This window comes from Pseudomonas sp. SIMBA_067, from assembly GCF_046534675.1.
Taxonomy (GTDB): Bacteria; Pseudomonadota; Gammaproteobacteria; order Pseudomonadales; family Pseudomonadaceae; genus Aquipseudomonas; species Aquipseudomonas putida.
Genome location: NZ_JAWRYH010000002.1, coordinates 530516 through 553090 on the forward strand (window position 1 = coordinate 530516; position 22575 = coordinate 553090).

The following is a 22575-nucleotide window of genomic DNA, read 5'->3' on the forward strand; positions in this document are numbered from 1 at the left end:
GCAGCGTTGTCATCTAGGTCAGAGGAAGTGAACCGTGGAAGAAGTGATCGAACAACTCCGTGAAGCCAATCAGCCAGTGCCGGTGCCCCTGGAGCTTCCCGACGAGGACCAGTTGGTCGAAATCGAAGAAGAGCTGTTCATCAACATACCGTTCGTGTTCAAAGAGTTTCTACTGACCGTCAGCGACGTGGTGTATGGCTCGCTGGAGCCGGTGACTGTCACCGACCCACAATCGCACACCTACCTGCCCGACGTCGCCGCCAACGCCTGGGATGCCGGCGTGCCGCGCGACCTGATTCCGCTGTGCCAGGACGGCGACAACTACTACTGCGTCGAAGAAGACGGCACCGTGGTGCTTTGGGATGCGGAAGAGGAAATCGCCGGTGAAGAGAGCTGGGAGTCGGTGTGGCACTGGGCGCGGGATGTGTGGCTGGAGAGCTGATCTCAATCTCTGCAGCGCCTGTGCGATACCTGTGGGAGCGGCCAAGCCCGCGAAGAGGCGGGTACAAGCACAGGAAAATTTATGGCCCAGTGCCATCAATGTAGCTAGAATCGCCAGGCTTTCTGCGCCTGGCGACATTGCTACCGCTCCATCCCCTCGGACGACGATGAAATCTTGCGCAGGGAGCATTGCTCCCTTCAGTGCGTATTCTCGCGACTGTTTTCCAGCGTCTCCAGCAAGGCAATCTGCATGCGCGTGTGCACGCGGATGAACCAGCGCCACAACAAGGCCACCACCACTGCGGCCACCACAGCAATGACCAACAGCAACTCGCTGGTGGGCAGAATGCTCGCCGACAAAGCCGACAGCAGCATGAAAATCACCAGCAGTGACAACAGCGGAATAACTTCGGCGATCACGCGGCGTACACGCTGGGTATGCCGCCCGGCCATTTCCGGCTTCACGCCCATTTCTGCCAGCAGCATCGACAGCGCCTTGAGCTTACGATAGGCAGCGATCAGGAATGGCAGCGACAGCAACAACGCCGCCCCCCAGATCATCGCCTTCTGCTGGCTGACATCGCTGACCCACTCACTGAGCCAGTTGCCGATACGCCCTGCAAAGTAACCACCACTGAAGAAGATGGCGATCACCAGCGCCAGGTTCACCCCCACCTGCAACAGGATGCGCCGGATCATTGCGGCCAGCATGGCGCTCTCGCCCTGCGGCTGGATGTTGCGCAACCACTCGCCATACAACGAAAGCACCCGCGCCAGGCGGCTGGGCACCACATTACCAAGCTTTTGCGACAGCGGGTCGGCCGCACGGATCAGGTAAGGCGTCAACAGCGTGGTGATGGCCGATACTGCGACCGCCACCGGGTATAGGAAGTCGCTGGTTACCTGCAGCGTCATGCCCAGCGCGGCGATGATGAAGGAAAACTCGCCAATCTGCGAAAGGCCCATGCCCACCCGCAGCGACGTGCGCCCGTCATTACCGGCAATGAACGCCCCCATGCCACAGGAGAGCATCTTGCCCAGTACCACCGCCAAGGTAATGACCACGATCGGCCAGGCGTAATCGACGAGTACCTGAGGGTCGATCATCAGGCCGATGGCGACGAAGAAGATGGCGCTGAACAGGTCGCGTACCGGCTCGATCAGGCGTTCGATCTTCAGCAACTGACGCGATTCGGCCATGATCGCGCCAATCAGGAAGGCGCCCAGCACCATGCTGTATTCCAGCTTCACCACCAACAGGCAGAAGCCGAAGCACAGGCCAAGCACGGTAATCAGCAGCATTTCGTTGCTTTCGAACTTGGCCACATAGGCCAGCAGCCGCGGCACCAGCAGAATGCCGATGACCAATGCAACGATCATGAACAGCGACAATTTTCCTACGGTGGAGAACACTTCCCCCGAGCTGACCGAGCCGCTGACAGCGATGCCGGACAGCAGGGCGATAATGCCGATACCGAGGATGTCCTCCACGATCAGTACGCCGAAGATCAGCTGGGCGAAGCGCTCGTTCTTCATCTTCAGGTCGTTCAGTGCCTTGACGATGATGGTGGTCGAGGAAATAGCCAGGATCGCGCCGAGGAACAGTGAGTCCATGGTGCTCCAGCCGAACCAGCGTCCGATCTCGAAACCGATCCAGATCATCAGCACGATTTCCAGGAACGCCGCGATGAACGCCGTGGCGCCAACCTTGAACAGCTTGCGCAGGCTGAATTCGAGCCCCAGGCAGAACATCAGGAAGATCACCCCTAGTTCGGCAAGGATCTTGATGGTCTCTTCGTCATGGATCAGGCCGAATGGCGGGGTGTGCGGGCCGATGATGAAGCCTGCGACAATGTAGCCCAGCACCACCGGCTGCTTGAGGCGGTGAAAAACAATGGTGACCACGCCAGCGACCATCATGATGACTGCCAGGTCCTGGATGAAGCTGATGGCATGCATGGCGTGATACTCCTTTTCTCGTCTTTTTTATGGATGCCTGGGCAGACCGCTCCTCTGCCAAGGCAAACCTGAGCGAGCAGCAAGTACATACTGTATTGAGTGCAGGAAAGCCCATGGTGCATGGGCGTACTCAGGTTAACATCGCACCTCGCCGCAAATAGCCGGTGCAATATGCAGAAACAGATCGGCTGGAAAAGCGCCGCTGATGGCATGATCAGCGTGACGATGGCGCGTCAGGCAACGTCCCGTATTCGTACGGCAAATTCAAAAGAGGGGAACAGAAGTGTCAGCAGATAACGCCCTCCATTCGCCCGATTCAGCGCAACCTCACCGTGAGCACACTATGGAACCTGGAAACGCCCAGCTGAGCATGACCGTCCTGATGACCCCGGACATGGCCAACTTTTCTGGCAACGTACATGGCGGCACCCTGCTCAAGTACCTCGACGAAGTGGCCTACGCGTGCGCCAGCCGCTATGCCGGCAGCTATGTGGTGACCTTGTCGGTCGACCAGGTGATCTTCCGCGAGCCCGTGCACGTGGGTGAACTGGTGACCTTCCTGGCGTCGGTCAACTACACCGGCAACACCTCGATGGAAGTCGGCATCAAAGTGGTGACCGAGAACATTCGCGAGCGCTCGGTGCGCCATTCCAACAGCTGTTTCTTCACCATGGTCGCAGTCGACGACAATCGCCGCCCGGTGCCGGTGCCGCCGCGCCAGCCGCACAGCAGCGAAGAAAAACGCCGCTTCCTGCAAGGCCAGCAGCGCCGCCAGATCCGCCAAGAGCTGGAGAAGCGCTACCAGGACCTGAAAACCGACGCGATCTAAAACGCCAGCAACTGCGCCTCGAAGCGCACCCGCGGGTGGGCGATGCGGTCCTGGGCCCGTACCAGCTGCAGTTCGTAGCTGGCGCAGGCCTGGGTTTCCAGCAGCACCTCATGCACGGCTGCAGCGGTGAATTCGAACGCCTGCACCCAGCTGTCGCCGAGCAGCACGCGGGCCAGGAACAAGCCTGAGGTCAGATCACCCACCCCCACCGGCTGACGCGGGAACGCCAGCAGCGGGCGGCGCAGGTGCCAGCTGTGCTCGGCGGTCACCAGCAGCATTTCGAACTGGTCTTCGGCCCGCCCGGGGTAAACCAGGTGTTTGACCAGTACCACCTTCGGCCCACGCTGCAACAGCCTGCGCGCCATGCTCACGCAATCCTCCAGCGACTGCGCGCGGCGCCCACAGAAGCTGTCCAGCTCCAGCTGGTTGGGGCACAGGATGTCGGCCCGCGCCGCCGCCTCGTCGAGCAGGAACTCGCTGACTTCCTGTGGCACGATGCAGCCTTTCTCCGGGTGCCCCATGACCGGGTCACACAGGTACAGAGCCTTCGGGTTTACCGCCCTGATCCGCTCGACACCCGCCAGGATAGCCCGCCCCTGCTCGGCACTGCCCAGGTAGCCAGAAAGCACCGCATCGCAGTGACCCAGTTCGCCAATGTTGGAAATACCTTCCACCAATGCAGGAATTTGCGCCGGGGCAAGCACTTCACCCGCCCACTGGCCATACTGTGTGTGATTGGAGAACTGCACGGTATTGAGTGGCCAGACATTGACCCCGATACGCTGCATGGGAAACACCGCGGCGCTGTTGCCGGCGTGGCCGAACACCACATGGGACTGGATGGCGAGCAGGTGCGGGGTACGTTTCATGCGGGGGTTTCCAAAGCTGTTTCAAGGATTGTGCGCAGCGCAGTATGAACTCGATTGCCACCTGTACGACAGGCCAGGGACGCAGTTAAGCTGGATCTACCTGTTTGGAGCATATGCAAATGTTGACCCTGGAGAATGTCTTCGTCCTGATGCTGTTAGCCACGGCAGGCGGCTGGTTGTGGCACAACCATGGGTTGCGCGAAAAAGCCCTTGAACGGGTCAAACAGCACTGCGCCAAGCTCGACCTGGAGCTGCTCGACGATGCCGTCGCACTCAAGCGCATCGCCTTTGTCCGTGATGCCAATGGCCGCAAGCGCCTGGCACGCATCTATGCCTTCGAATTCACCGTTACCGGCGAGCAACGCCACCCCGGTACCGTGACCCAGTTTGGCGCGCACAGCGTGCAGATCGAGCTGGCGCCCTACCCGTTCGAAATCAAGACCCCGCCACGCACCGACAATGTCATCGAGATGCAGCAGTGGCGCCAGGAGCACAATCGCTGGCGCAATTGATCACCTGACGCGGCATTCGCTCAACCCCGCTTGCAGCGTGGGTTGCGATTGCGGCTGATCAAAAATCAGCTCGATACGGCTATCCCTTCGCCATTCACTGGGCTGCCACATCGGCATGTCACCCTTGAGCCCATTGAATGACTGCCAACCTTCCAGGCTGTGGATAACCCCTTTCGCACGCCGCCATGGCAAGGTCCTCAAGAACGCCAGTAGGCGCTGTGGATAAAACTGCTGTGCGGGATGCCAGCGCCAGCCAATGCTCCAACCTCCCTCCCCCTCTTGGGCAAGACAGATCGGCTGGCTGGGGTCTGTCCACAATATTGTTGGGGCTCCCCCAAGATTGTCGACAATCTGGTTTTCCTCAAATTGGCTGTCGACAATCTGTACCAGGGCACCAGGAAGGCTTGATAGCGGCACCTGGCCCTGTACCGACCACATCACATTCTTATCGTTAAATTTATTAGTTATCAACAACTTAGATTTTTCATCCACAGCCTCTGACTTGTTGAAAACCACGTATTCAGACGCGTTGAAAGCCTGCTGTTGGGCCTCCGGAAGCGGCTCGTTTCGCGCCATGGATTGCGCATCGACAACCATCAACAACGGCTGGATTGTCAGCACTCCAGCCCACGGAGCCTGTTTCAGCTGAGCAAGCAGCTGCAGCGGGTGGCCCAGGCCAGACGGCTCGATAAAAAGCCGGTCAGGCCGGGATTTGCGCAATAACCGGCCCAGGCCCACCTGAAACGGCATGCCGTTGACACAACACAGGCAGCCGCCTGCAACCTCGCCGATGGCGATGCCATCTTCGTCACGGCTGAGCAAGGCCGCATCCAGGCCAACCAGGCCGAATTCGTTGATCAATACCGCCCAGCGTTCGTTGCCCGGGCGCTGGGCAAGCAGATGGCGGATCAGGGTGGTCTTGCCGGCCCCCAGTGGGCCAGCAATCACATGGGTGGGAATGTTCTGCAGCATGGGATGGCTTCAGGCGGGGTGATGGCTCACTATGCGCCGTCAGGCTAGCCAGTCAAGGCTGAGCAGCAGGCGCCCTTGCTGGCCCGAGGGCGAGCGGTGCACCAGCCCTGCACCTTCGTTGCCCTGCCACTGCTCGCCCTTGAGTACAGCCACTTCACCGACGTGCAATTTCTGAATATTATCCACAGGCACTTGAGCTGTGTGTAACTCCCCGCGTGGGCTCTCCTGCTCTCGCAACCACTCGCTACCCGGGCCCGCGTAGGTGGTGAGCAATCGCAACGGCACGTTATCCACATGAAAGCGTGGGCACATGGGCCCGGTCAGCACCCGCAGGCGCAAACCGACCCGCCGCGCGCCAACCAGGCAGGTATATGCCGCCACCAGCCAGGCTACATCGGCCACGAATGCTTCGTAACCGTGGAAGTCCGCCGCTTCGCGTAGCAAATCCGACAAAACCGGCATCTGCTGCTCGTCCACCTCGATTACCCACTGATCTGCCAGGGGTTGCTTAAGGCTGACTACCAGCTCGGCAAAATCCTCCAGCTGTGGCGGCAAGCGCCGGCGCCAGACCGCCAGGTTCACGCCGTCCTGCAGCACGTCGGTCAACACCAGCGGCGTTTCGCCAAACACCTGGAAGATATCCACAGGTTTGAGCGCCTGGTTCATGCTGCCTCCTCGTGCCAAGGGCCAAATGGATCAGGCAGACGCAACCAGCCCATAGGTCCCAACTCCATTTCTTCATCCGTCAACAAGCAGGCCTCAAGCTCTGTGGATAACTTTTTGAAGTCGATATTCTGGCCAATGAACACCAATTCCTGCCGGCAGTCACCGGTTTCGGCGTGCCAGTGTTTCAAGATATCGGCAGTGTTATCCACATCCTGCGGCCACTGCTCGCGCGGCACGAAACGCCACCAACGGCCCGCCAGGCCGTGACGTATCATGCCACCTGCCTGGGACCAGCTACCGGCTTCCTGGTACTTGCTGGCCAACCAGAAAAAACCCTTCGAACGCAGCAGCCGACCATTGCTCCAGGGCTTGTGGATAAAATCGAAAAAGCGCTGTGGATGAAGTGGCCGCCGCCCCTGCCAGGTTGTGGCCGCGATGCCGTACTCTTCGGTCTCCGGCATATGCTCGCCGCGCAATTCTTGCAACCAGCCAGGCGCTTGAGCAGCCTGGTCGAAGTCGAAAAGGCCAGTGTCCAGGATGCGCGCCAGCGGCACCTGGCCCATGACCATGGGCACGATCTGCGCCCGGGCGTTGAGGCTACGCAAAATGGCCATAAGTTCTTCACGCTCGTGCTGACTGATCAGGTCGATCTTGCTCAACAACAGCACATCGGCGAACTCCACCTGCTCAATCAGCAGATCACTGATCGACCGCTCGTCCTCTTCGCCCAAGGTTTCACCACGGCTGGCCAGGCTGTCTGCTGCCTGGTAATCGCGTAAAAAATTCAGGCCATCGACCACAGTGACCATGGTGTCCAACCGCGCCATGTCGGAAAGGCTGCGGCCCTGCTCGTCGCGAAACGTGAACGTCTCGGCAACCGGCAGCGGCTCCGAGATACCCGTGGACTCGATGAGCAAATAATCGAAGCGGCCTTCCTCGGCCAGCCGCGCAACCTCTTCGAGCAGGTCTTCACGCAGTGTGCAGCAGATGCAGCCGTTGCTCATCTCGACCAGTTTCTCTTCAGCGCGGTTGAGGCTGACGTTGCGCTGCACCTCGCTGGCGTCGATGTTGATTTCACTCATGTCGTTGACGATGACCGCGACCCGCAGGTTGTCGCGGTTACGCAGCACATGGTTGAGCAGAGTGCTCTTGCCGGCACCAAGGAAGCCAGACAGCACGGTGACAGGGAGACGATTGGACATGGCGAAACCTCTTCAGGCGAGCGCATTCGAAACGATGCATTGCACAATGTTATAAAGTAACAATACAATTTCGCCAAGCCGTTCTCGACGGACGAGTATTCACCGGGGATGAAAATGAATCTGCTGCGCGCCATGGTGTTGCTGTTGCTCGCCATGCCTACTTCGCTGATCGCCATGCCAAAGAACAGCCCGTTGGCGATGTGTACACGCAGCGCGACACTGCTTGCCTGCCAGGACGGCAAAGGCAGCTATTACAGCATGCGCAGCGAAGGCAATACGTTCTACCTGCGCGGCTACGACTTCACCAGCCGGCGCCTATGGGCACAAACCAACAGCCGCTATGGCACGTTGACCTTTTTTACCGGCCTGGCCAGCGATGGCGAAGCCTGGGTGGGTTACAGCCGTCGCGTTGGCTGGACGACCCTGAACCGCGTATCCAGCTCCAGGGGGCAGCGCTTCAAGCTGCATTGCAGCCTGATCGCCGGTTGCCACTGATGCCTCTTTTTGTTTGGAAAGCCAGATGACCCAGCTCAAGCTCCCCGACATCGCAGCACAAACCCTGGAGTACACCTTGCCTTTGGACTGGGTGGGCATGTGCGGGATCGCCTTGCCTGTGCAATTCGAAGGGCACACCGCAGCCGCCAAAATCGATGCAGGGGTAAGCCTGGTAGACTGCAGTTCACGCGGTATCCATATGTCGCGACTTTACCTTGCCCTTGAGACATTGGAGCGCCAGCCCCTCACTCCACTCGCAATCAGACAGCTACTGGCTGATTTCCTGAGCAGCCATGAAGGCCTTTCTTCGGCAGCCTACCTGCGCCTGCGGTTTGAGCATCTGCTGAAAAGGCCGGCCTTGATCAGCCCCTTGGCAGGCTGGAAAAACTACGCCGTTTCGGTCGATGCACGGCTAGAAAATGAAATGTTCCACGTGGAACTATCTGTTTCCGTACCCTACTCCTCTACCTGTCCATGCTCAGCTGCGCTAGCACGCCAGCTGATCCAACAGCAGTTCCTGGACGACTTCAGCGAAGACCAAGTCGAAAAGTCCGCAGTAATGCAGTGGCTTGGCAGCGCCGAAGGTATTGTGGCGACGCCGCACAGCCAACGAAGTACCGCACACATTCAAGTAAGGCTGCGCAGCAATGAGCACGTATTACCCATCACCGAAATGATCGATTGTATTGAGGCAAGCTTGGGGACCGCTGTGCAGACCGCGGTGAAGCGTGCGGACGAGCAAGCCTTCGCCTTGGCCAACGGGCAGAACCTGATGTTCTGTGAGGACGCCGCACGACGCCTGCACAAGGCGCTACGGCAGTTGGAATGGAGCACGGCGTTCAAGCTGCGCGTGGAGCATGCAGAAAGCCTACATGCCCACGACGCGGTCGCCATCAGCCAATGGCAATGGGACGTCAGCTGCGCGGTTTGACAGTGCCACAGTCATTGCCCAGCCACACCGCACGGGTGTTCATGCTGCCTTGCTGCTGCACACCCGAAGCGTTGAAGGTACCACTGACCTGCGTGGTGAATTCCCGGTCACTGAGGAAGGTGGCCTGGCCAGTGCCCTGTGCCTTGGGGCAGCTGAACTGAAACTTCCACACATTGCCGGTACGGTCGGTGATCTTCTGCGTGCAGCCCGACTTCGGGTCCTGCAGTGGGATGTCGTTGGTTGCCACCTGCTCTGGCGTCAGGCACGAACGCACGCCGTTGCCACCGACCGTCACCCCTTGTTTGGCCAACACCCCTTCCATCATCGCGCGCTGCTCTGGCGGCAGGTTTTTCAACTGACCGAGCATGAACTGCATGTCGGGTAGCGGCTTGCCATCGACCTGCATGTTGCTGGTGGTCAGCTCCCACAAACCTGGTTGCAGCACCTGCGCATGCACCAGCGGGCTGCTCGCAGCCAGGGCCAACGCCAACAGTGGCAGACGAATCTTCATGGACGATCGCTCCTGAAAAAACCGGCCAATCGGGCCGGGCTGAACCTTGGACGCCAAATCCACCTTCAGGTTGCAAGGCGGACCGGGAACGTGTTCTGTTAGCTCAAGTGTACTCGGCAAGCAGGATGCATATGGACTACCACAGCCCCTACTTTTTTGGTTACCTACTCGGACTGATTCACCTACTGGGTATCGTCGCCGCACTGCACGCAATCTTCACCGTGCGTACCGCCCAAGGTGCAATCGCCTGGGCCATGCCCTTGTTCTTCATCCCCTACCTTACCTTGATCCCCTACCTGGTCTTCGGCGCCCGCTCGTTCTATGCCTACATCAAGGCCAGGCGCCAGGCCAACCAGGAAATGCACGTGGCCATGGCCAATCTCAACTGGCGGCCCTGGGTGGAAGAAGCCCTGACCGCCCGTGAATCAGAAAGCTATGCAGCCCTGCGCGCAATGCCAAAACTGGGGCGCATGCCCTGCCTGGCGAACAACCAGGTGAAGTTGCTGATCGATGGCAAAGCCACGTTCGATGCCATCTTCGCCGCCATCGACAAAGCCCGCGACGTGGTACTGGTGCAGTTCTTCATCATCCATGACGACACCCTCGGCAAGGCATTACAGCAGCTGCTGTTACGCAAGGCTGCCGAAGGAGTGCAGGTGTTCGTGCTGTATGACCGCGTTGGCAGCCATGCCTTGCCAGCCAGATACAGCCAGCAGCTGCGCGACGGCGGCGTACAGATTCATGCCTTCGCCACTCGCCGCGGATGGTTCAACCGCTTCCAGGTGAACTTCCGCAACCATCGCAAGATCGTGGTAGTGGACGGCCTGCTGGGTTTCATTGGTGGGCACAACGTAGGTGACGAATACCTCGGTGAGCACCCGAAACTTTCCCCCTGGCGCGACACCCATGTACAGATCGGCGGGCCGGTGCTGGCCTGTCTGCAGGAGTCGTTCGCCGAGGATTGGTACTGGGCCACGCGCCAGCTGCCGCCGCTGATCCTGCCGGATACCTACCCAGATAACGGGGTGCTATGCCAGGCCTTGGCCAGCGGCCCGGCCGACCCGCAGGAAACCTGCTCGCTGTTCTTCCTCGAAGCAATTCATTCTGCTACCCGACGGGTGTGGATCACCAGCCCTTACTTCATCCCTGACGAGGCAGTGTTCGCCGCCTTGCGCCTGGCGGTCCTGCGTGGGGTCGATGTGCGAGTGCTGATCCCGTCGCGGCCAGACCACCGGGTGGTCTATGCCGCCTCCAGCCTGTTCGCCTTCGAAGCGGTGCGCGCAGGTGTACGCATGTTCCGCTATCAGCCGGGCTTCCTGCATCAGAAGGTGGTGCTGGTGGATGATGATGTCAGCGCGATCGGCAGCGCCAACCTGGACAACCGCTCGTTCCGTCTGAATTTCGAGATCACCCTGCTGACCGTCGACCGCAGCTTCGCAGACCAGGTCGAGCACATGCTGATCAACGACTTTGAACAATCGCGGGAAATTACTGCGGAGGACAGCCTCGACACTCATCGACTGCAGCAATTGGGGATGCGGATTGCACGGCTGATTTCGCCAATTCTTTAAGCTAAGCAGTCTGGGTATGGGAGCGGCCCTTTCGCGACACAAGGCCGCTCCCACAAAATCCGCATCTACATGCTTAGCGATACAGGTCTTCGCGCGTCCAAGGCAGATCGTGGTGGCCATCCGCATAAGGCTTCACTGCCAAGATCTGGTGCAGGTTGATCCAGCCCTTCTCAAAGGCATATGCACAACCTGCAAGGTACAGACGCCAGATGCGCAGAGTCTTTTCCGGCACCAGCGCCGCCGCCTTATGCAACTGGTTCTCAAGGTTGGCGCTCCAGTGGTGCAGGGTCTTGGCGTAGTGCAGGCGCAGGCTTTCCACGTCTACCACCTCCAGCCCCGCTTCACAGATGTTGGCGCTGATCATCGACAGGTGAGGTAGCTCGCCATGGGGGAACACGTAGCGGTCGATGAACTCACCTGCACCACGCCCGACCGGGCGTCCATCGATGTGCTTGGCGGTGATGCCGTGGTTCATCACCAGCCCCCCTTCCCTCACGGCGCCGAACAGTTTCTGGCAATACAGCGCCAGGTTCGCATGCCCGACATGCTCGAACATGCCAACGCTGACAACCTTGTCGAAGCGGCCATCCTGAGGCAGGTCTCGGTAGTCGAGAATCTGCAGGTCGACCTTGTCGGCCAAGCCTTCGGCCTTGACCCTCTGCCGACCGAGCTTGAGCTGCTCCTTGCTCAAGGTGATGCCGAATACCTTGGCGTCATATTCACGTGCAGCGAAGCGCGCAAGGCCACCCCAACCACAGCCAACGTCCAGCAGGTAGTCGCCGGCATTCAGGCGCAACTTGCGACACAGGTGGTCGAACTTGTCCTGCTGTGCCTGATCGAGCGTGTTATCAGGCTCGCGAAAGTAAGCGCACGAATACGCCATGTCCTGATCCAGCCACAGCCGGTAGAACGCGTTGGAAACATCATAGTGATAGGAGATGGCTTCAGCGTCAGTGCTTTTGTCATGGGCAAGCCGCGCCGGCGGAGCTTCTTCGAAATCAGGTAACAGCGCCTCGCTCAGTTCATCGCATACCCGGATGGCTTCACCGATGTCGCCTTCCAGCTCCAGCTTGCCTTCGACGAACGCGGTGCCCAACTGCTCCAGGCTCGGGTGCGTCAACTGGCTGATCAACTGGGGCTCTTTGACCAGGATGGTGACCTGCGGGCTAGGCCCCAGATCGAACTGGTTACCGTCCCACAATTTCAGCCGCAGCGGCAGATGCAGGCTCTGCAGTGCAGGTGGAAGTTGCGCGAGCATGAACAACCCTCCTATCCGTGTTTGACTACGACGCCTTAAATTTCGAACGTCGCCGGATCAGAGTAGTTCATTGGTGAGATGTTTCCTCTAAACGAGACCAAGGTCTAGAACCAACGGGTCTTATACGCGCAGCAGATTGTATACAATTCTTGCATCTCAGCTTAACCTTGTGCCCCTCTCGCGCTTCTACATCCTGGAGTTGAACCCATGAAATCCTATGACGTGGTGATCATCGGCGGTGGCCCTGGTGGCTACAACGCAGCCATCCGCGCTGGCCAGCTGGGCCTGAGCGTTGCCTGCGTGGAAGGCCGCTCGACCTTGGGCGGCACATGCCTGAACGTCGGCTGCATGCCATCCAAAGCACTGTTGCATGCTTCCGAGCTGTACGAAGCCGCCAGCGGGGACGAGTTCGCCCACCTCGGTATCGAAGTAAAGCCCACCCTCAACCTCGCCCAGATGATGAAACAGAAGGACGAGAGCGTGACCGGCCTGACCAAAGGCATCGAATACCTGTTCCGCAAGAACAAGGTCGACTGGATCAAAGGTTGGGGCCGCCTGGACGGCATCGGCAAGGTTGTGGTCAAGGCTGAAGATGGCAGCGAAACTGCGCTGCAAGCCAAGGATGTGGTCATCGCCACCGGCTCCGAGCCTACCCCTCTGCCAGGGGTGACCATCGATAACCAGCGCATCATCGACTCGACCGGTGCGCTGTCCTTGCCGCAAGTGCCCAAGCACTTGGTGGTCATCGGTGCCGGGGTGATCGGCCTTGAGCTGGGTTCGGTATGGCGTCGCCTGGGTAGCCAGGTGACCGTTATCGAATACCTTGATCGCATCTGCCCAGGTACCGACACGGAAACCGCCAAAACCCTACAAAAGGCACTCGCCAAGCAAGGCATGGGGTTCAAGCTGGGCAGCAAAGTGACCCAAGCCACTGCAAGTGCCGATGGCGTGAGCCTGACGCTGGAGCCTGCTGCTGGCGGCACCGCAGAATCGCTGCAGGCCGATTACGTGCTGGTGGCTATCGGCCGCCGCCCTTATACCAAGGGGCTGAACCTTGAAAGCGTGGGCCTGGAAACCGACAAGCGCGGCATGCTCGGCAACGAACACCACCGCACTTCAGTGCCCGGTGTGTGGGTGATTGGTGACGTCACTTCCGGCCCAATGCTGGCGCACAAGGCCGAAGACGAAGCGGTAGCCTGCATCGAGCGCATTGCTGGCAAGCCCCACGAGGTCAACTACAACCTCATCCCTGGCGTGATCTACACCCGCCCGGAGCTGGCCACCGTGGGCAAGACCGAAGAGCAGCTCAAAGCCGAAGGGCGTGCTTATAAAGTAGGCAAGTTCCCCTTCACCGCCAACAGCCGCGCCAAGATCAACCACGAGACCGAAGGCTTCGCCAAAGTCATCGCCGATGCCCAAACCGATGAAGTGCTGGGTGTGCACCTGGTGGGCCCAAGCGTCAGCGAGATGATCGGTGAGTTCTGCGTGGCTATGGAGTTCTCGGCCTCGGCAGAAGACATTGCCCTGACCTGCCACCCCCACCCGACCCGCTCCGAGGCCTTGCGCCAGGCAGCGATGAATGTGGACGGCATGGCGATGCAGATCTGAGCGGAGCCGCCAGGTTGATGCTGCCGAATCGTATGTCTGGGCGCGCTGTTTACTAGGCATCAGAAAGAAAAAAGCCCTCCTTGTGGAGGGCTTTCGAACCGGACAATCAGCGTCGGTTATTCGACAGTAACCGACTTGGCCAGGTTACGCGGCTGGTCCACGTCGGTGCCTTTGAGCACGGCCACATAGTACGACAGCAGCTGCAGTGGAATGGTGTACAGGATCGGCGCCAGCGCATCGGCGATGTGCGGAACCTTGATCACGTGAGTGCCTTCACCATTGGTCATGCCAGCGTGCTCGTCGGCGAACACTACCAACTCGCCACCACGGGCACGCACTTCCTGCAGGTTGGATTTCAGCTTTTCCAGCAGTTCGTTGTTCGGGGCAACGGTAACCACCGGCATGTCGTTATCCACCAGTGCCAGCGGGCCGTGCTTCAGCTCGCCGGCCGGGTAGGCTTCGGCGTGGATGTAGGAGATTTCCTTGAGCTTGAGCGCACCTTCCATCGCCACCGGGTACTGTGCACCACGGCCGAGGAACAGGGTGTGGTGCTTGTCGGCGAACAGCTCGGCGATTTTCTCGACAGTAGCGTCCATGGCCAGGGCTTCACCCAGGCGGGTCGGCAGGCGACGCAGCTCTTCAACCAGCTCGGCTTCGACGCCCTCTTCCAGGGTACCGCGGACTTGGCCCAGGGCCAGGGTCAGCAGCATCAGCGACACCAGCTGAGTGGTGAAGGCTTTGGTCGAGGCCACACCGATTTCCGGGCCGGCCAAGGTCAGCAGGGTCAGGTCCGACTCACGCACCAGCGAGCTGATGCCCACGTTGCAGATTGCCAGGCTGCCGAGGAAGCCCAGCTCCTTGGCGTTACGCAGCGCGGCCAGGGTGTCGGCGGTTTCGCCAGACTGCGAGATGGAGACGAACAGGGTATCCGGCTGCACCACCACCTTGCGGTAACGGAATTCGCTGGCCACTTCCACCTGGCACGGGATACCAGCCAGGCTTTCGAGCCAGTAACGGGCGACCATACCGGCGTGGTAGCTGGTACCACAGGCAACGATCTGCACGTTGCGCACTTTAGCGAACAGGTCGGCAGCCTTCGGGCCGAAAGCCTGGACCAGCACGTTATCCTTGCCAAGGCGGCCTTCCAGGGTGCGCTGAACAACGCTTGGCTGCTCGTGGATTTCCTTGAGCATGAAGTGGCGATAGTTGCCCTTGTCGGCAGCTTCGGCACCTTCATGGTACTGCACGGTTTCGCGCTGGACCTTGTTGCCTTCCTGGTCCCAGATGGTGACCTGGTCACGGCGGATTTCAGCGATGTCGCCTTCTTCCAGGTACATGAAGCGGTCGGTGACCTGGCGCAGGGCCAACTGGTCGGACGCCAGGAAGTTTTCACCCAGGCCCAGGCCGATGACCAGCGGGCTGCCGCTGCGTGCAGCCACCAGGCGGTCAGGCTGCTTGGCACTGATCAGTGCCAGGCCGTAGGCGCCATGCAGGCGCTTCACAGCGGCTTTCAGGGCATCGGCCAGGTCCGGGATGCTCTTCAGGGTGTGGTGGATCAGGTGGACGATGACTTCGGTGTCGGTCTGCGAATTGAAGACGTAGCCCAGGCCTTTGAGCTCTTCACGAAGCTCTTCGTGGTTTTCGATGATGCCGTTGTGCACCACAGCCACTTCATCGCCCGAGAAGTGCGGGTGGGCGTTGCCTTCGGTTGGCGCACCGTGGGTAGCCCAACGGGTGTGGGCGATGCCCAGCTGGCCGGCCAGTGGGTCGGCTGCTACAGCAGCGTCCAGCTCGCTGACCTTGCCGATGCGGCGGCGGCGCTGCAGTTCACCGCTCTGGGTGAGCACGGCAAGACCGGCGCTGTCGTACCCGCGGTACTCAAGACGCTTGAGACCTTCGATCAGGATGGCTGTGATATTGCGCTCGGCGACGGCACCAACGATTCCACACATGTTTTATTGCTCCTGGCTGATCGCGGCGCAGATCAGGTTGATGCCGCGAGCTTGAATTTGTTCGCGTGCCTCTGCGGGCAGGCGTTCGTCTGTAATAAGGGTGTGCACGCTGCCCCAGGGCAGCTCAAGGTTGGGGATCTTGCGCCCCACCTTGTCCGACTCGACCATCACGATCACTTCACGGGCGACTTCGGCCATGACGCGGCTAAGCCCGAGCAGCTCGTTGAAGGTGGTGGTACCCCGGCCCAGGTCGATGCCGTCGGCGCCGATGAACAGCTGATCAAAATCGTAAGAGCGTAATACCTGCTCGGCCACCTGGCCCTGGAACGACTCGGAATGGGGGTCCCAGGTGCCACCGGTCATCAGCAGCACCGGCTCGTGTTCGAGGTCGCAGATGGCTCGGGCCACGTTCAGCGAATTGGTCATCACCACCAGGCCGGGCTGGCGCCCCAGTTCGGGGATCATGGCTGCCGTGGTGCTGCCGCTGTCGATGATGATGCGCGCATGTTCGCGGATACGCCCGACGGCGGCACGCGCAATGGCCTTCTTGTAGGAAGACACAGGCTGGGCCGGCTCACCGAGCAGTTCTTGCGGCACCGGTACCGCACCGCCATAGCGCCGCAGCAACAGGCCGTTGGTTTCGAGGGCAGCGAGGTCTTTGCGAATGGTCACTTCCGAAGTTTCGAAACGCTTGGCCAAGGCGTCCACGCTCACCTCACCCTGCTCGCTGAGCAAAGCCAGGATATTGTGCCGCCGCTGGGGTGTATTTCGTTTCGACATTCGCGCTTAAGTTTCGTTTCGAAAGATAATGGTTGCAATCAAAACCTAAGACGCTCGTTTCGTCAAGCAGTTGCTGCCCTGTGGATAGTTTCGTCAGATTTGGCGCGGTCCTACACCTATCACCGATCGGCCAATAAAAAAGCCGACTTATTCACATAAGTCGGCTTTTGATCGAACAGCTGTGAATAACTCAGCTCTTCTTGATTTTCTCCGGCCGCTTCCAGCCAGAGATATTGCGCTGGCGCGCACGACCCACAGCCAGGTCGGCGGCTTCGACGGTCTGGGTGATGGTCGAACCGGCTGCGGTGGTCGCGCCGGCCTTGATTTCCACAGGCGCCACCAGCGAGTTGTTCGAGCCGATGAACACGTCCTCGCCCATCACTGTCTTGAACTTGTTGGCGCCATCGTAGTTGCAGGTGATGGTGCCAGCGCCAATATTGGTGCGTGCACCGATTTCAGCATCGCCCAGGTAAGTCAGGTGACCGGCCTTGGCGCCTTCACCCAGGTGGGCGTTTTTCAGTTCGACGAAGTTACCCACATGGGCCTTGGCGTCCAGCACGCTGCCAGGGCGCAAGCGGGCGAACGGGCCGGCATCGCTGCCCTCGCCCATCACGGCGCCTTCAAGGTGGCTGTTGGCCTTGACCACCGCGCCTTTGCGCAGGGTGGTGTTCTTGATGACGCAGTTAGGGCCGATTTGCACATTGTCCTCGATGACCACTTTGCCTTCGAGAATCACGTTGATGTCGATCAGCACATCACGACCAACGGTCACTTCCCCCCGTACATCGAAGCGCGCCGGGTCCCGCAGGGTCACACCCTGGGCCATCAGGCGGCGGCCTTCACGCAGCTGGTAGTGACGCTCCAGCTCGGACAGCTGACGACGATCGTTGGCGCCCTGCACTTCCATCGGGTCATGTGGCTGTTCAGTGGCTACCACCAGGCCGTCGGCCACTGCCATGGCGATGACGTCGGTCAGGTAGTACTCGCCTTGGGCGTTGTTGTTCGACAGGCGGCCCATCCAGTCGGCCAGGCGCGCGGCTGGCAGGGCCAGAATACCGGTGTTGCCTTCCTTGATCGCTTTCTGCGCGTCGTTGGCGTCCTTGTGCTCAACGATGGCAGCCACCTGGCCTTGCTCGTCACGCACGATGCGACCGTAGCCGGTCGGGTCGTCGAGCGATACCGTAAGCAGGCCCAGCTGCTGTTCATTGGCCTTGGCCAACAGGCGTTGCAGGGTCTCCACTTCGATCAACGGGACATCGCCGTACAGCACCAGCACGGTGTCGGCGGTCACGGCCGGCAATGCCTGGGCTACCGCATGGCCGGTACCCAACTGTTTCTCCTGCATGACGAAGTTCAGGTCGTCAGCGGCCAGGCGCTCGCGAACCAGCTCGGCACCATGACCAATTACCACGTGAATACCTTGCGGCTGCAGCTGGCGCGCGCTGTGGATAACATGGCCGAGCATGGAGTTGCCGGCTACCGGGTGCAGCACCTTGGGCATAGCCGAGCGCATGCGGGTGCCTTGGCCGGCGGCGAGAATAACGATATCGAGTGACATTACTGGCTACCAATCCTGGGCGGTCAGTGAAAGACCGGGGGGAGAAAAATCAGAAAAAGAAAAAGGGTAGCCGAGGCTACCCTTTTACTCAATCGCAACAGAAGTTATCAGCCGAGGCCGATTACTTGCCTTTGCGCATTTGCTGGACGGTACGCAGCTGGGCTGCGGCCTCGGCCAGACGTGCGGCGGCGGCACTGTAGTCGAAGTCCGCGCCTTTCAGATTCAGGGCGTTCTCGGCAGCCTTGAGGGCTTCCTGAGCTTGCGCTTCATCCAGGTCTGCAGCACGTTGCACGGTATCGGCAAGCACCTTGACCATGTTCGGCTGAACCTCGAGGAAACCACCAGAGATGTAGAACACCTCTTGGGCGCCACCCTGCTTGGTCAGCGTAATCGGACCTGGCTTCAGATTGGTGATCAGCGGCGCGTGGCCTGGAGCGATACCAAGATCACCCAGGTTACCGTGCGCAACCACCATCTCGACCAGACCGGAGAAAATTTCTCCTTCCGCGCTGACGATATCGCAATGGACTGTCATAGCCATCTGCTTGCCTCAACCTGATAGCGCCCCTTGCGGGGCGCAGGAATTACAGTTTCTTGGCTTTCTCGATCGCTTCGTCGATGCTGCCGACCATGTAGAACGCTTGTTCTGGCAGGTGGTCGTAGTCACCTTTGAGGATGCCGCTGAAGCCAGCGATGGTGTCTTTCAGGGAAACGTACTTGCCTGGCGAACCGGTGAAGACTTCGGCCACGAAGAACGGCTGCGACAGGAAGCGCTGGATCTTACGAGCGCGGGCTACCAGTTGCTTGTCGGTCTCGGACAGTTCGTCCATACCCAGGATCGCAATGATGTCCTTCAGCTCTTTGTAGCGCTGCAGAACATACTGAACGCCACGAGCGGTGTCGTAGTGCTCGTTGCCGATCACGTTCGGGTCCAGCTGGCGCGAAGTCGAGTCCAGTGGATCGACCGCTGGGTAGATACCCAGGGAGGCGATGTCACGGGACAGAACGACGGTGGCGTCCAAGTGGGCGAAGGTGGTCGCTGGCGACGGGTCGGTCAAGTCGTCCGCAGGTACGTATACAGCCTGAACGGAGGTGATCGAACCTTCCTTGGTGGAGGTGATGCGCTCTTGCAGAACGCCCATCTCTTCAGCCAGGGTCGGCTGGTAACCTACTGCCGAAGGCATACGGCCCAGCAGTGCGGATACTTCGGTACCGGCCAGGGTGTAACGATAGATGTTGTCGACGAACAGCAGAACGTCGTTACCTTCGTCACGGAACTTCTCAGCCATGGTCAGGCCGGTCAGCGCTACGCGCAGACGGTTTCCTGGTGGCTCGTTCATCTGACCGTAGACCAGTGCCACTTTGTCGAGAACGTTGGAGTCCTTCATCTCGTGGTAGAAGTCGTTACCCTCACGAGTACGCTCACCCACACCAGCGAACACGGAGTAACCGCTGTGTTCCATGGCGATGTTACGGATCAGTTCCATCATGTTTACGGTCTTGCCGACACCGGCACCACCGAACAGACCAACTTTACCACCCTTGGCGAACGGGCAAACCAGGTCGATAACCTTGATGCCGGTTTCCAGCAGGTCGTTGCCGCCTGCCTGGTCAGCGAACGAAGGCGCTGGCTGGTGGATACCGCGACGCTCTTCTTCACCGATCGGGCCGGCTTCGTCGATCGGGTTGCCCAGTACGTCCATGATACGGCCCAGGGTGGCCTTACCAACAGGAACGGAAATGGCAGCGCCGGAGTCAACGACTTCCAGACCGCGCTTCAGGCCTTCGGTGGAGCCCATCGCAATGGTACGAACCACGCCGTCGCCCAGCTGCTGCTGAACTTCCAGGGTGGTTTCCGCGCCTTGTACTTTCAGCGCGTTGTATACACTCGGCACGACATCACGTGGGAATTCCACGTCGATGACGGCGCCGATGATTTGAACGATACGTCCGCTACTCATAGCTGGATCCTCTGAATTTTTGAACCGTTAAACCGCGGCAGCGCCGCCGACGATTTCCGAGATCTCCTGGGTGATCGCAGCCTGACGCGCCTTGTTGTAGATCAACTGAAGCTCTTTGATCAAATCACCGGCGTTGTCTGTGGCGTTCTTCATGGCGATCATCCGGGCCGCTTGTTCAGCAGCGTTGTTCTCGACCACCGCCTGGTATACCTGCGACTCCACGTAACGCACCATCAAGCCGTCCAGCAGCTCTTTTGCGTCGGGTTCGTACAGGTAATCCCAGTGATGCTTGAGATCCTGATCCGGGGTTGCCACCAACGGTACCAATTGCTCGACCGTTGGCTTCTGGGTCATGGTGTTGATGAACTTGTTCGAAACCACGGAGAGGCGATCGATACGGCCGTCCAGGTAGGCGTCCAGCATCACTTTGACGGAGCCGATCAGATCGTTGATCGATGGCTCTTCGCCCAAGTGGCTGATCGCTGCTACGACGTTGCCGCCAAAGATGCGGAAGAAAGTCGCACCCTTGCTGCCGATCACGCACAGGTCGATTTCCACGCCCTGTTCGCGGTTTGCGCTCATGTCCTTGACCAAGGCCTTGAACAGGTTGGTATTCAAGCCACCGCACAGACCACGGTCACTGCTCACCACGATATAACCGGCGCGCTTTACAGGGCGCTCGATCATGAACGGGTGGCGGTATTCCGGGTTGGCGTTGGCCAGATGACCGATCACCTGGCGGATACGCTCCGCGTAAGGACGGCTAGCAGCCATGCGCATTTGTGCCCTGCGCATCTTGCTGACCGCCACTTTCTCCATGGCGCTGGTAATTTTTTGCGTGCTTTTGATGCTCGCAATCTTACTGCGAATCTCTTTTGCGCCTGCCATGTATCACCTATCAGGTTAGCAAGCGGGGGCCAGGGCCCCCGCTGCGGCTTACCAGGTCTGGGTGGCCTTGAACTTCTCGATACCGGCTTTCAGGCCTGCGTCGATTTCGTCGTTGAAGTCACCCTTCACGTTGATCTTCGCCATCAGTTCAGCGTGATCACGGTTGAAGAAGGCGATCAGTGCTTGCTCGAAGCTGCCGATCTTGGAGACTTCTACGTCGGTCAGGAAGCCACGCTCAGCGGCGTACAGCGACAGTGCCATGTCCGCGATGGACATTGGCGCGTACTGTTTCTGCTTCATCAGCTCGGTAACGCGCTGACCATGCTCCAGCTGCTTGCGGGTCGCTTCGTCCAGATCGGACGCGAACTGGGCGAATGCAGCCAGTTCACGGTACTGAGCCAGCGCGGTACGAATACCACCGGACAGCTTCTTGATGATCTTGGTCTGAGCGGCACCACCTACGCGGGATACCGAAACACCGGCGTTCACTGCAGGGCGGATGCCCGAGTTGAACATGGCCGATTCCAGGAAGATCTGACCGTCGGTGATGGAAATCACGTTGGTCGGAACGAACGCGGAAACGTCGCCAGCCTGGGTTTCGATGATCGGCAGAGCAGTCAGGGAACCGGTTTTGCCAGTGACAGCACCGTTGGTAAACTTCTCGACGTACTCTTCCGAAACGCGCGATGCACGCTCCAGCAGACGGGAGTGGAGATAGAACACGTCGCCTGGGTACGCTTCACGTCCTGGTGGACGGCGCAGCAGCAGGGAGATCTGACGGTAGGCAACGGCCTGCTTGGACAGGTCATCGTAAACGATCAGAGCGTCTTCACCGCGGTCACGGAAGAACTCGCCCATGGTGCAACCGGCGTATGGCGCCAGGAATTGCAGTGCGGCGGATTCCGAAGCACTGGCAACAACCACGATGGTGTTGGCCAGGGCGCCGTTTTCTTCCAGCTTGCGAACGATGTTGGCAACGGTGGAACGCTTCTGGCCGACAGCTACATAAACACAGAAAATACCGGAGTCTTTCTGGTTGATGATGGCGTCGATGGCCATGGCGGTCTTGCCGATCTGACGGTCGCCAATGATCAGCTCACGCTGGCCACGGCCGACAGGGATCATGGCGTCGACGGATTTGTAGCCAGTCTGTACAGGCTGGTCTACCGACTTACGCCAGATCACGCCTGGAGCTACTTTCTCGACCGCGTCGGTCTGGGTGTTGCCCAGAGGACCTTTGCCGTCGATCGGGTTGCCCAGTGCGTCGACGACGCGACCCAGCAGTTCCTTACCAACCGGAACTTCCAGGATGCGGCCGGTGCACTTGGCGCTCATGCCTTCGGCGAGGGTGTCGTAGGCACCCAGGATCACTGCACCTACGGAGTCTTGCTCCAGGTTCAGGGCCATGCCGTAGACGCCGCCCGGGAACTCGATCATTTCGCCGTACATGACGTCGGCCAGACCGTGGATCCGCACGATACCGTCGGAAACCGAAACAACGGTACCTTCGTTACGGGCTTGGGAGCTCACATCGAGGTTGTCGATGCGGCCCTTGATGATTTCACTAATTTCGGAAGGATTGAGTTGCTGCATTGCTCTGCTGCCCCTTCAA

General features: G+C 59.6%; 21 protein-coding genes. 7 read left to right on the top strand and 14 right to left on the bottom strand.

Annotation, left to right across the window (positions count from 1 at the left end; all coding sequences use genetic code 11):
• Positions 1–34: 34 nt before the first annotated feature.
• Positions 35–442: an SMI1/KNR4 family protein gene (locus SB765_RS07700; protein WP_016502277.1), complete on the top strand. Its 408-nt coding sequence runs from the start codon at positions 35–37 to the stop codon at positions 440–442.
• A gap of 197 nt (positions 443–639) precedes the next feature.
• Here the strand turns inward: SB765_RS07700 and SB765_RS07705 are convergent, their stop codons facing one another.
• Entirely contained in the window at positions 640–2400 is a 1761-nt protein-coding gene (locus SB765_RS07705) for a cation:proton antiporter (protein WP_410931148.1), read from the bottom strand.
• Between the two features lie 343 nt (positions 2401–2743).
• On the opposite strand from SB765_RS07705, the gene SB765_RS07710 reads away from it, so the two are divergent.
• Positions 2744–3229, top strand: coding sequence for an acyl-CoA thioesterase (locus SB765_RS07710; RefSeq protein WP_003253263.1), 486 nt, complete (start codon positions 2744–2746; stop codon positions 3227–3229).
• On the opposite strand, the gene pdxY is transcribed toward SB765_RS07710, so the two are convergent.
• The gene (gene pdxY, locus SB765_RS07715) at positions 3226–4098 is read right to left on the bottom strand and encodes a pyridoxal kinase PdxY (protein ID WP_341797165.1); all 873 of its coding nucleotides are present in this window, start codon (positions 4096–4098) and stop codon (positions 3226–3228) included. The genes SB765_RS07710 and pdxY overlap by 4 nt on opposite strands.
• 119 nt (positions 4099–4217) lie before the next feature.
• Here pdxY and SB765_RS07720 point away from each other — a divergent pair, with 119 nt between their 5' ends.
• On the top strand, positions 4218–4610 hold the full coding sequence (locus SB765_RS07720; protein WP_016489878.1) for a DUF3301 domain-containing protein: 393 nt from the start codon (positions 4218–4220) through the stop codon (positions 4608–4610).
• Here SB765_RS07720 and SB765_RS07725 read toward each other — a convergent pair whose 3' ends face one another.
• The 3 genes from SB765_RS07725 to zigA are packed head-to-tail and all read right to left on the bottom strand — an operon-like array spanning position 4611 to position 7450.
• Positions 4611–5582 (bottom strand): CobW family GTP-binding protein, encoded by a 972-nt coding sequence (locus tag SB765_RS07725; RefSeq protein WP_341797166.1) that lies wholly within the window; start codon positions 5580–5582, stop codon positions 4611–4613.
• 39 nt (positions 5583–5621) lie between these two features.
• Entirely contained in the window at positions 5622–6248 is a 627-nt protein-coding gene (locus SB765_RS07730) for a DUF1826 domain-containing protein (RefSeq protein WP_410931149.1), read from the bottom strand.
• Complete coding sequence (zigA, locus tag SB765_RS07735) at positions 6245–7450, bottom strand: zinc metallochaperone GTPase ZigA (RefSeq protein ID WP_410931150.1); 1206 nt, start codon at positions 7448–7450, stop codon at positions 6245–6247. Before zigA ends, SB765_RS07730 begins: the two co-directional genes overlap by 4 nt.
• A gap of 114 nt (positions 7451–7564) precedes the next feature.
• Here zigA and SB765_RS07740 point away from each other — a divergent pair, with 114 nt between their 5' ends.
• Together SB765_RS07740 and folE2 are read left to right on the top strand one after the other, a co-directional pair.
• Positions 7565–7945 (top strand): glutamine synthetase, encoded by a 381-nt coding sequence (locus tag SB765_RS07740; RefSeq protein WP_410931190.1) that lies wholly within the window; start codon positions 7565–7567, stop codon positions 7943–7945.
• Between the two features lie 25 nt (positions 7946–7970).
• Positions 7971–8876, top strand: coding sequence for a GTP cyclohydrolase FolE2 (folE2, locus tag SB765_RS07745; protein WP_410931151.1), 906 nt, complete (start codon positions 7971–7973; stop codon positions 8874–8876).
• On the opposite strand, the gene SB765_RS07750 is transcribed toward folE2, so the two are convergent.
• Positions 8860–9387, bottom strand: a complete 528-nt coding sequence (locus tag SB765_RS07750) for a DUF3617 domain-containing protein (RefSeq protein WP_016502287.1) — start codon at positions 9385–9387, stop codon at positions 8860–8862. The genes folE2 and SB765_RS07750 overlap by 17 nt on opposite strands.
• A gap of 131 nt (positions 9388–9518) precedes the next feature.
• Here SB765_RS07750 and cls point away from each other — a divergent pair, with 131 nt between their 5' ends.
• Entirely contained in the window at positions 9519–10958 is a 1440-nt protein-coding gene (gene cls / locus SB765_RS07755; RefSeq protein WP_016502288.1) for a cardiolipin synthase, read from the top strand.
• Positions 10959–11031: 73 nt separating this feature from the next.
• Here cls and cfaB read toward each other — a convergent pair whose 3' ends face one another.
• Positions 11032–12216 carry a C17 cyclopropane fatty acid synthase CfaB gene (cfaB, locus tag SB765_RS07760; RefSeq protein ID WP_341797170.1) on the bottom strand — a complete coding sequence of 395 codons (1185 nt, stop codon included), beginning with the start codon at positions 12214–12216 and terminating at the stop codon, positions 11032–11034.
• Between the two features lie 207 nt (positions 12217–12423).
• On the opposite strand from cfaB, the gene lpdA reads away from it, so the two are divergent.
• On the top strand, positions 12424–13824 hold the full coding sequence (lpdA, locus tag SB765_RS07765) for a dihydrolipoyl dehydrogenase (RefSeq protein WP_410931152.1): 1401 nt from the start codon (positions 12424–12426) through the stop codon (positions 13822–13824).
• Between the two features lie 116 nt (positions 13825–13940).
• Here the strand turns inward: lpdA and glmS are convergent, their stop codons facing one another.
• The 7 genes from glmS to atpA form a co-directional block, all read right to left on the bottom strand.
• Complete coding sequence (glmS, locus tag SB765_RS07770) at positions 13941–15776, bottom strand: glutamine--fructose-6-phosphate transaminase (isomerizing) (protein WP_341797172.1); 1836 nt, start codon at positions 15774–15776, stop codon at positions 13941–13943.
• Between the two features lie 3 nt (positions 15777–15779).
• Positions 15780–16556, bottom strand: coding sequence for a DeoR/GlpR family DNA-binding transcription regulator (locus SB765_RS07775; RefSeq protein WP_410911844.1), 777 nt, complete (start codon positions 16554–16556; stop codon positions 15780–15782).
• Between the two features lie 190 nt (positions 16557–16746).
• The gene (gene glmU / locus SB765_RS07780) at positions 16747–18114 is read right to left on the bottom strand and encodes a bifunctional UDP-N-acetylglucosamine diphosphorylase/glucosamine-1-phosphate N-acetyltransferase GlmU (RefSeq protein WP_410931153.1); all 1368 of its coding nucleotides are present in this window, start codon (positions 18112–18114) and stop codon (positions 16747–16749) included.
• A gap of 121 nt (positions 18115–18235) precedes the next feature.
• Entirely contained in the window at positions 18236–18655 is a 420-nt protein-coding gene (locus tag SB765_RS07785) for a F0F1 ATP synthase subunit epsilon (RefSeq protein WP_041167946.1), read from the bottom strand.
• A gap of 43 nt (positions 18656–18698) precedes the next feature.
• Positions 18699–20075 (bottom strand): F0F1 ATP synthase subunit beta, encoded by a 1377-nt coding sequence (gene atpD / locus SB765_RS07790; RefSeq protein WP_016502294.1) that lies wholly within the window; start codon positions 20073–20075, stop codon positions 18699–18701.
• A gap of 27 nt (positions 20076–20102) precedes the next feature.
• On the bottom strand, positions 20103–20963 hold the full coding sequence (gene atpG, locus SB765_RS07795) for a F0F1 ATP synthase subunit gamma (RefSeq protein ID WP_016502295.1): 861 nt from the start codon (positions 20961–20963) through the stop codon (positions 20103–20105).
• Positions 20964–21011: 48 nt separating this feature from the next.
• Positions 21012–22556, bottom strand: coding sequence for a F0F1 ATP synthase subunit alpha (gene atpA / locus SB765_RS07800; protein WP_012274911.1), 1545 nt, complete (start codon positions 22554–22556; stop codon positions 21012–21014).
• Positions 22557–22575: the final 19 nt, after the last annotated feature.

Coding starts and splice junctions, on each gene's coding strand:
- SB765_RS07705 (WP_410931148.1), bottom strand. CDS start 2,400: ATGCATGCCATCAGCTTCATCCAGGACCTGGCAGTCATCATGATGGTC.
- SB765_RS07710 (WP_003253263.1), top strand. CDS start 2,744: ATGGAACCTGGAAACGCCCAGCTGAGCATGACCGTCCTGATGACCCCG.
- pdxY (WP_341797165.1), bottom strand. CDS start 4,098: ATGAAACGTACCCCGCACCTGCTCGCCATCCAGTCCCATGTGGTGTTC.
- SB765_RS07720 (WP_016489878.1), top strand. CDS start 4,218: ATGTTGACCCTGGAGAATGTCTTCGTCCTGATGCTGTTAGCCACGGCA.
- SB765_RS07725 (WP_341797166.1), bottom strand. CDS start 5,582: ATGCTGCAGAACATTCCCACCCATGTGATTGCTGGCCCACTGGGGGCC.
- SB765_RS07730 (WP_410931149.1), bottom strand. CDS start 6,248: ATGAACCAGGCGCTCAAACCTGTGGATATCTTCCAGGTGTTTGGCGAA.
- zigA (WP_410931150.1), bottom strand. CDS start 7,450: ATGTCCAATCGTCTCCCTGTCACCGTGCTGTCTGGCTTCCTTGGTGCC.
- SB765_RS07740 (WP_410931190.1), top strand. CDS start 7,565: ATGAATCTGCTGCGCGCCATGGTGTTGCTGTTGCTCGCCATGCCTACT.
- folE2 (WP_410931151.1), top strand. CDS start 7,971: ATGACCCAGCTCAAGCTCCCCGACATCGCAGCACAAACCCTGGAGTAC.
- SB765_RS07750 (WP_016502287.1), bottom strand. CDS start 9,387: ATGAAGATTCGTCTGCCACTGTTGGCGTTGGCCCTGGCTGCGAGCAGC.
- cls (WP_016502288.1), top strand. CDS start 9,519: ATGGACTACCACAGCCCCTACTTTTTTGGTTACCTACTCGGACTGATT.
- cfaB (WP_341797170.1), bottom strand. CDS start 12,216: ATGCTCGCGCAACTTCCACCTGCACTGCAGAGCCTGCATCTGCCGCTG.
- lpdA (WP_410931152.1), top strand. CDS start 12,424: ATGAAATCCTATGACGTGGTGATCATCGGCGGTGGCCCTGGTGGCTAC.
- glmS (WP_341797172.1), bottom strand. CDS start 15,776: ATGTGTGGAATCGTTGGTGCCGTCGCCGAGCGCAATATCACAGCCATC.
- SB765_RS07775 (WP_410911844.1), bottom strand. CDS start 16,556: ATGTCGAAACGAAATACACCCCAGCGGCGGCACAATATCCTGGCTTTG.
- glmU (WP_410931153.1), bottom strand. CDS start 18,114: ATGTCACTCGATATCGTTATTCTCGCCGCCGGCCAAGGCACCCGCATG.
- SB765_RS07785 (WP_041167946.1), bottom strand. CDS start 18,655: ATGGCTATGACAGTCCATTGCGATATCGTCAGCGCGGAAGGAGAAATT.
- atpD (WP_016502294.1), bottom strand. CDS start 20,075: ATGAGTAGCGGACGTATCGTTCAAATCATCGGCGCCGTCATCGACGTG.
- atpG (WP_016502295.1), bottom strand. CDS start 20,963: ATGGCAGGCGCAAAAGAGATTCGCAGTAAGATTGCGAGCATCAAAAGC.
- atpA (WP_012274911.1), bottom strand. CDS start 22,556: ATGCAGCAACTCAATCCTTCCGAAATTAGTGAAATCATCAAGGGCCGC.